At 64.8% G+C, this 7,560-nt stretch carries 6 protein-coding genes; 5 read left to right on the top strand and 1 reads right to left on the bottom strand.

The window, feature by feature from the left end:
• The 3 genes from VGH68_RS00030 to VGH68_RS00020 form a co-directional block, all read left to right on the top strand.
• Positions 1–875, top strand: an 875-nt coding sequence (locus VGH68_RS00030; RefSeq protein ID WP_331601464.1) for a cytochrome d ubiquinol oxidase subunit II, incomplete at its 5' end; no start/stop codon positions are given.
• Positions 850–1,041 carry a hypothetical protein gene (locus VGH68_RS00025; RefSeq protein ID WP_331601463.1) on the top strand — a complete coding sequence of 64 codons (192 nt, stop codon included), beginning with the start codon at positions 850–852 and terminating at the stop codon, positions 1,039–1,041. The genes VGH68_RS00030 and VGH68_RS00025, both read left to right, overlap by 26 nt.
• Positions 1,042–1,398: 357 nt before the next feature.
• A complete protein-coding gene (locus VGH68_RS00020) occupies positions 1,399–2,175 on the top strand; it encodes a response regulator transcription factor (protein WP_331601462.1) in 777 nt (258 codons plus the stop codon).
• Between the two features lie 79 nt (positions 2,176–2,254).
• On the opposite strand, the gene VGH68_RS00015 is transcribed toward VGH68_RS00020, so the two are convergent.
• Complete coding sequence (locus VGH68_RS00015; RefSeq protein WP_331601461.1) at positions 2,255–4,141, bottom strand: hybrid sensor histidine kinase/response regulator; 1,887 nt, start codon at positions 4,139–4,141, stop codon at positions 2,255–2,257.
• Between the two features lie 295 nt (positions 4,142–4,436).
• On the opposite strand from VGH68_RS00015, the gene VGH68_RS00010 reads away from it, so the two are divergent.
• Positions 4,437–5,228: a hypothetical protein gene (locus VGH68_RS00010; protein ID WP_331601460.1), complete on the top strand. Its 792-nt coding sequence runs from the start codon at positions 4,437–4,439 to the stop codon at positions 5,226–5,228.
• Positions 5,229–5,438: 210 nt separating this feature from the next.
• Positions 5,439–7,560, top strand: a 2,122-nt coding sequence (locus tag VGH68_RS00005) for a GMC family oxidoreductase (RefSeq protein ID WP_331601459.1), incomplete at its 3' end; no start/stop codon positions are given.

Here is a 7,560-nt window from a genome sequence, read left to right as displayed (position 1 = left end):
TGATGAGCACGGTCGCGCCGGTCTGGGACGGCAACGAAACCTGGCTGGTGCTCGGCGGCGCCGCGCTGTTCGCGGTGTTCCCGATCGTCTATTCGACCGTGCTGTCGGCGCTCTATCTGCCGCTGGTCTTCATGCTGGTGTGCCTGATCTTTCGCGGCGTGTCGTTCGAGATCCGCGCGAAGGCGCGGCGCACCAAGCATCTGTGGGACCTCGCATTCATTGGCGGCTCGGCGGGCGCGGCGTTTTTCCAGGGCATCGTGCTGGGCGCGTTCCTGCAAGGCATCCCGGTGATCGATGGCGCGTACGCGGGCGACGCATTCGGCTGGCTCACCCCGTTCAGCCTGCTGACAGGACTCGGGCTCGTCGCCACCTATGCGCTGCTCGGCTGCTGCTGGCTGGTTGCAAAGACCGAAGCCGATCTACAGCGGCGCCTGCATCGCGTCGTGTGGCCGCTCACGCTCGTGCTGCTCGGCTTTATCGCGATAGTGAGCCTGTGGACGCCGCTGATGGACGCGGGCATCGCGCAACGCTGGTTCCATGACGGGATCTTCTATCGGCTGCTGCCGGTGCCGTTCTTCGTCGCGATCTGCACGTTCTTCATGCATCGCGCGGTACGCGCGCGGCATCACAACACCCCGTTCGTCCTAGCGCTGACGCTCGTGCTGCTCGGCTATCTCGGGCTGCTCGTCAGCCTGTGGCCGTACGCGATTCCGTCGAGCATGACGCTGTGGGAAGCCGCCGCGCCGCGTTCGAGTCAGACCTTCACGCTGGCCGGCGCGGCGGTGATCCTGCCGGTCATCGTCGCGTACACGACGATGGGTTACTGGGTCTTTCGAGGCAAGGTGCGTCATGGCGACCAACATCACTATCATTGAATCTCGGGGCTCCCGGGCTGCCCCTGACGCTCGCGCTTCCCGCCGGCGCAAACTTTCGGGCTGGCTGTGGTTCATCGCGCTGTGGTGCTGCGGTGTGGCCGGGGCGATGTCGCTCGGGTTCGCATTCAAGCTTCTGATGAATGCGACTTTGTTCGCGGTCCGATAGCAGCGCGTGAACACGCGTCAATCCAGCGGGCATAAGCTGTCCAGTCGCGTGCGAACCACTTCAAAAATGGTTCGCGCGGCTCGTCTACCTAGCAAGCCGGAACCTGTGCGCGGGAGACCTGCCTTACCGATCACGTAGCGCATCGAAACATGCTGGCAGCCGGTAAGCGCGTCGAAGCGGTCGGCAAAGACCGCGTGACACCCGGCAGCGGAGCGGGACAACAGCAGGCAAAAACGGCCCGAAGATCGCATGCAAGCGAGGGGAAATCGGCCATGATGCGTTTCACGAGAACAGAAGCACAACGAAACCGTACTACGGCGGTTGTCCAAACGCGCAGGCCCGACTCGCGGAGACATCATGAAGTTTCTTGTGGCCGACGACCATGAACTGATCCGGCAAGGCGTGAAAGGGATGCTGCGCGGCCTCGATGCCGACGCGCAGTTCGACGAAGCCGATAGCTGGGAAACCCTCGCGAGCGCCGCGCGTCCCGATGCGAATCACGATCTCGCGATCGTCGATCTGCATATGCCGGGTATGAACGGCGCGACCTCGCTCGAAGCGCTGCTCAGCGCGAATCCGGCGCTGCCGGTCGTGGTGCTGTCCGCGGAGGAATCGCCCGACGAGATGCGCGCGGTGCTCGCGGCAGGCGCGCTTGGCTTCGTGCCGAAGCGGCAGCCGGCCAGCGTGATGCTGAAGGCGATCGAGCTGGTGCTCTCCGGTGGCGCGTACGTGCCGATGGAGGCGCTGAGTCTGCTGGCCTCGCGCGAGTCGGCAAGCGCAGGCGCAAGCGTCGCGGCAAACGCGACCGCGCAAGCGGCAACCGCTGGCATCACCGTCCAAAGCGCAGCCGCGTCGGGCCAAGCAACTGCCGTGCAAACGGAACCCCTTACGCTGGCGCCGGCGCTGCAACCGCATCAGCAGCACCTGCTCGAAAATCTGTCGCCGCGTCAGCAGGACATCATGCGGCTCGTGCATCGCGGCTGGACCAACAAGATGATCGCGCGCGAGCTCGGCGTCGCCGAAGGCACGGTCAAGGTGCATCTGTCGGTGATCTTCCGGGCGCTGGGCGTGCATAACCGCTCGACCGCGATCGCGGTGATCAATGGCTGGCTGGAGGCGGGCAAGACGCTGTAGCGTTTTTTTGATCGCGGGTTTGCCCGCTGCCTGGGCGGCAAGCCACGTCGCTTCGCCCGACGCCCAGCCTCGTCCCTGCTTACGGCGAGCCTGCCGCTTCACGCGATTCGCCAGACTCGCCAGCGCGATCCGCAGCGAGCGGCGTCATACCAGCGCTCACCGCCTGCTCCCCCAACGCCGCCACGCCCGCCGGCCGCCCGTTGTCCAGGTCCGCGTGCTGCCAGAGCATGTCGAGCGTGCGCCGCAGACGCGCGGGCGTGACCGGCTTATGCAGCACCGGAATCCCCTGCAACGCGAGCGCCGCCAGTTCGGCCGATGCCATATCGCCGGTAATCAGCAGTGTCACCACATTGCCGTGCCCCGCGCGCGCGAGCGCGCCGCGCACCGCCGTCAGCGCCTGTGCGCCGGTACGGTGATTCGCGAGCTGGTAATCGCATAGCACCGCGTCGGGCACAAAGCCGCCGGCGAGCGCCGCCAGTGCGCCGGCTTCGTCACGCACGCCATGGACGGTGCAGCCCCAGCGCTGAAACAGACTCGCAAGCCCTTCGAGAATCGATGGGTCGTCGTCGATGCAGAGCACGTGCCGCCCTAGTACGGCCGAGCCGCCCGCCACCGGGTCGTTCAGGCTCGCGACGATGCTGCTGGCATCGCCGGCCTGCACCGCAAAACGGAATACCGAACCGCGCCCGGGCGCCGAGCGCAGTTGCAACTCGCCGCCGAGCAGGCCGACCAGACGCTTGACCGTAGGCAGCCCGAGCCCATGCCCCTGTTGCGCATCGCGCTGCGGATTCGCGGCCTGATAGAACTCTTCGAAAATATGCTCGTGCTCTTCGGGCGCGATGCCGACGCCCGAATCGCGCACCTCGATATAGCCGCCCTGCTCCCGTCCCGCGCGGCGCAAACCCAGCCAGATCGCGCCTTCGTCCGTATAACGCACCGCGTTCGACAGCAGATTGCTCAGCACGCGTTCGAGCAGCACCGGATCGTCGTACACGACCATCGAGGTCGGCGCGATTCGCAGCGCGAGCCCCTTCGCGGCGGCCTGCGGACGGTACTGGCTGCCGATCCGCTCGAACAGTTCGGAGAGCCGGAAATGCAGCCGGATCACCTGGGTCACGCCGCTTTCGATGCGCGCGAGATCGAGCACCTGGTTGAACAGCTGATTCAGCGCGTCGACGTTATAGACGATATGCCCAGCCGTCTTCGCATGCTGCGCGGGCGTCGCCGCCGGATCGTTGAGCGACGCCGCAAGCAGCCCGATCGCATGGAGGGGTTGACGCAGATCGTGGCTCGCCGCCGCGAAAAAACGCGTCTTCGCGAGGCTCGCTTCGTCGGCGACGCGCTTTTGCGCGGCGAGCGATTCCGCAAGGTACTGCTGATCGACGCGCGCCTGCACGACCTGGCGGAACAGCTTGCGATAGCTCATCGCATAGACATTGATCGCGCAGAAGAAGAACGCGAGGACGATCGCGAGAATCGTGCGGTCGAAAGTATGCGAGCCGAAATGCAGCAGGATCGATGGAAACAGCAGGAACGGAATCGACGTCGAGAAATTCAGCAGGTCGAAGCCGTTCGACATGAACACGCCGGCCGCGAGCGTGACGAGCAGCACGGTATGCAGCAGCGGCAGATCGGTTTGCGGACTCTGGAACGCGAACCACACCGCGAAGCCAGGCCCGCTGTACAGCAATACGCCGCGTAGCGCATGCAGATAGATCCAGTCGCGCGGCGACACCAGATGCGGATAACGGCGATTGCAGATCCACAGCGCGAGGCCCGCGCAATTGGCCGCCGCATAAAAACCGAAGCATGCGATAAAGAGCGGCAGGGACGGCACGTGCGGCCAGTAGATCGCGACCAGCACCGCGATCGAAAACCAGTGCGAGAAGAATGCAATCGGATCCTGCGCGTACAGCACGCGCACCACGTCTTCGTCAATTGCACGCTGAATCGGGTCGGCGCGCATCGCGCGGTCTCCTTATTGGGCACGGCAACTGCGTTGAGGCAGCGCGCGGAACGCTGTCCACGCGGCGCGGTTTCCGGGTGGCCGCACGCCCACTTTGCTGACGAAACGTTTACGACCTGTCAGACGGTTTACCCGGCAGTTTACCCATCAGCTAACACTTAATCCATATAGGCGAAGGCCTTGCCGCGCACCATACTGCATTCACGTTTCAGCGCGGCATCGCAGAGTCCATCCCACACCTGGCAGCTCACCGCTCAGGCTACCGCGCTCCTTCCCACCCTTCACGGAGGTTTCCATGGGCGCAGTACCGAGCTACGAGTTCGCCCGCCGACTCGACGACGCCATCCTGCCCGACCTGTGGCGCAGACGCACCCGCTTGTCCGCCGACGAAATGGTGTCGATGGTCGACCTGGTCAAGCGCGCATTGCGGACCTACCACCCGCTCGAATTACAGGCGCTCGGCGAAGACAAGGAAGAGCTCGTCGCGCAGTTCATCTATGCGAAGGTGCTGCGCCTCGCGCCCGGCCACACCGAAACCAGCGCCCGCGCCGACAGCGCGCCGTCCAATGGCTATGCGCTGTGCGCGTATTTCCGCCGCTATCTGATCGACTGCCTGCGCAGCGCGTGCCACCAGCGCAATGTGTCGATCGAAAACGAAGGCATGGCGCAGGAAATCGATCTGCGCACGCAAGCCCTCGAAGATCCGGTGCATAGCGTGCTGCTGCAGCACGGCCTCGACGAACAGCGCGTGCGCGTGGCCGCGCGCGAATTCATCGACACTCTCGACGAGCCCGAGCGCATCGTGCTCGCCGGCAGCCTCGGCTGGTGCTCCGAACAAAAGGGCGGCCTGTCGGCGGTGGCGGCTCAGCATCGGGTCCCTTCCTATCACTATCGCGCCGTCAAACTAGGCGTCACGATGAAAAAGACGGCCGGTGCCGGCGAATTTTCCAATACCAAGATCGGCCGCTGGCTGACCGATGTGCTCGGTATCGAGATCGACGTCGACAATCGCGCGGCGATTCTCGTTGCGCTGAATTTGCTCGCGGCCGAATCGGGCGATAGCGAAATGAATGAAGCGGCCGCGTAGTAAGCGAATCACAGACCACGCAGAAGTCACGGGGACGAAAACGGGGAAATGCGAACTCACACGTCGCACGCTACGGCTGCGCGCCCTCCACGGCGCGCTTTTTTTGCACGCGTAATCCGTCTACGATAAAAAAGCCGCCGCCGCACGCCGTCTTTGTTCCGAAGTCGCGCTTCCATCCCCCGCATCCCGAGTCCAGACGAGGTGGTCTTGATGAACCGCTTATCGAGCGCGCCAACGGCGCTGCAACGGCATTACGAGGTCGTCGTGATTGGTTCCGGCTACGGCGGTGCGATCGCCGCGAGCCGCATGGCGCGCGCGGGCCGCAGCGTGTGCGTGCTCGAACGCGGACGCGAATTCATGGCCGGCGACTATCCGCGCACGCCGGTGCAGGGCGTCGAGCAAATTCAGTACAACACCGCCGAAGCGCAGATCGGCTCACCGCTCGCGCTGCTGGAAGTGCACGTGAACGAGGACGTCAACGCGGTGGTCGGCTGCGGTCTTGGCGGCACCTCGCTGATCAACGCGAACGTCGCGCTCGAAGCGGACCCGCGCGTGTGGGACGACCCGCGCTGGCCCGCCGCGTTGCGCAACGACAAGGCCGGGCGCGACAAAGGCTACGAGCGTGCGTGGAAAATGCTGTCGCCGTCGCCGGTACCCGCGGATTTCCCGACCTTGCCCAAACTGCAGGCGCTCGAACAATCGGCGCAGGCACTCGGGATGGCCGACCGCTTCAGCCGTCCGCCGATTACCGTCACGTTCAAGGCCGGCCTCAACGAGGCCGGTGTCGAGCAGCAGCGGTGTGTCGGCTGCGGCGATTGCAACTCGGGTTGCAATTACGACGCGAAGAATTCGACGCACATGAACTATCTGCCCGATGCGGTCGCGCACGGCGCGCGGATTTTCACGGGCACGGCCGTCCATTCGGTGCTGCGCGACCCGGATACGCAGCAATGGAAGGTCAATTTCCAGCTCGTGGCGCTCGGCCGCGAAAGCTATCACGCGGCAGACCTGTTCGTGCTGGCCGATATCGTCATCGTCGCGGCGGGCACGATCGGCTCGACGGCGCTGTTGCTGCGCTCGCGCGAAGCGGGCTTGAGCACGTCCGACATGCTCGGCCGGCACTTCACCGGCAACGGCGATGTACTGGCGTTCGCGTACAACACCGAGGAGCCGATCAACGGCGTCGGCTGGGGGCCGCACAAGCAGGGCGACATTGCGGCGGTCGGGCCGACCATCACCGGGCTGATCGACAATCGCGAGGCCAAATATGTGCCGAACGTCAAGGATGGCTACGTGATCGAGGAAGGCTCGCTTGCCGGGGCCGTCGGCGAAGCGCTCGTTGCCATGCTCGGCGCGGTTGCGCCGTTCGAAGGCGTCGATGCCGCCGGGCCGCCGTCGCTGCTCGAACGAGCCGCCTACGACGCACGCACGCTCGACAGCCTGATTCGCGGCCCCTATCACGGCGCGCTCAATCACACGCAGAGCTACCTGGTGATGGCGCACGACGACGAAAGCGGCCAGATCACGATCGACGATAAAGGCCGTGCGCGCATCGAATGGAAAAACGCGGGTCGGCAGCCGCTGTTCCAGACCATCGAAGACGTGCTGATCAAGGCCACGGCGCCGCTCGGCGGCAAATATCTGCGCAATCCGATTTCGACGCCGATAGCCGGCCGGCGCACCGTGACCGTCCATCCGCTCGGCGGCTGCGGAATGGCCGACGATGCGGCAGCCGGCGTCGTCGATCATCAGGGCCGCGTGTTCAGCGGCGTGGCCGGCGACGCGGTACACGACGGCCTCTACGTGATGGACGGCGCGGTGATGCCGATGTCGCTCGGCGTCAATCCGCTGCTGACGATTTCCGCGCTCGCCGAGCGCAATTGCGCGCTGATCGCGCACGCGCATGACTGGCCGATCGACTACACGTCGAAGGGCACCGCCGCCACGCCGCCCGAGCAGAAAATCGGCCTGCGCTTCACCGAAACGATGATCGGCACTTACACGTCGACCATTGCCGGCGCAGCCGTGAAAAGTCCGATCGAATTCACGCTGACGGTCGAGTCCGACGATCTTGCCGATATGCTCGCCGATCCCGATCATCTTGCACGCACGGCCGGCACGCTGAGCTGCCCCGCGCTGTCCGCCCAACCGCTGACGATCACGGACGGTACGTTCAACCTGTTTATCGTCGATGGCTCGGACGTGGACGAGCGCAACATGACGTATCAGATGACGCTCAACTCGACAGAGGGCAACGCCTACTATCTGACCGGCAAGAAGATCATCACGCGCACGTCGGCGATCAATCTGTGGGAGCAGACCAACACGCTCT

The sequence above is a fragment of the Paraburkholderia sp. genome, assembly GCF_036488505.1.
Classification (GTDB): Bacteria; Pseudomonadota; Gammaproteobacteria; order Burkholderiales; family Burkholderiaceae; genus Paraburkholderia.
This window is presented reverse-complemented; position numbering and strand designations above follow the sequence as displayed.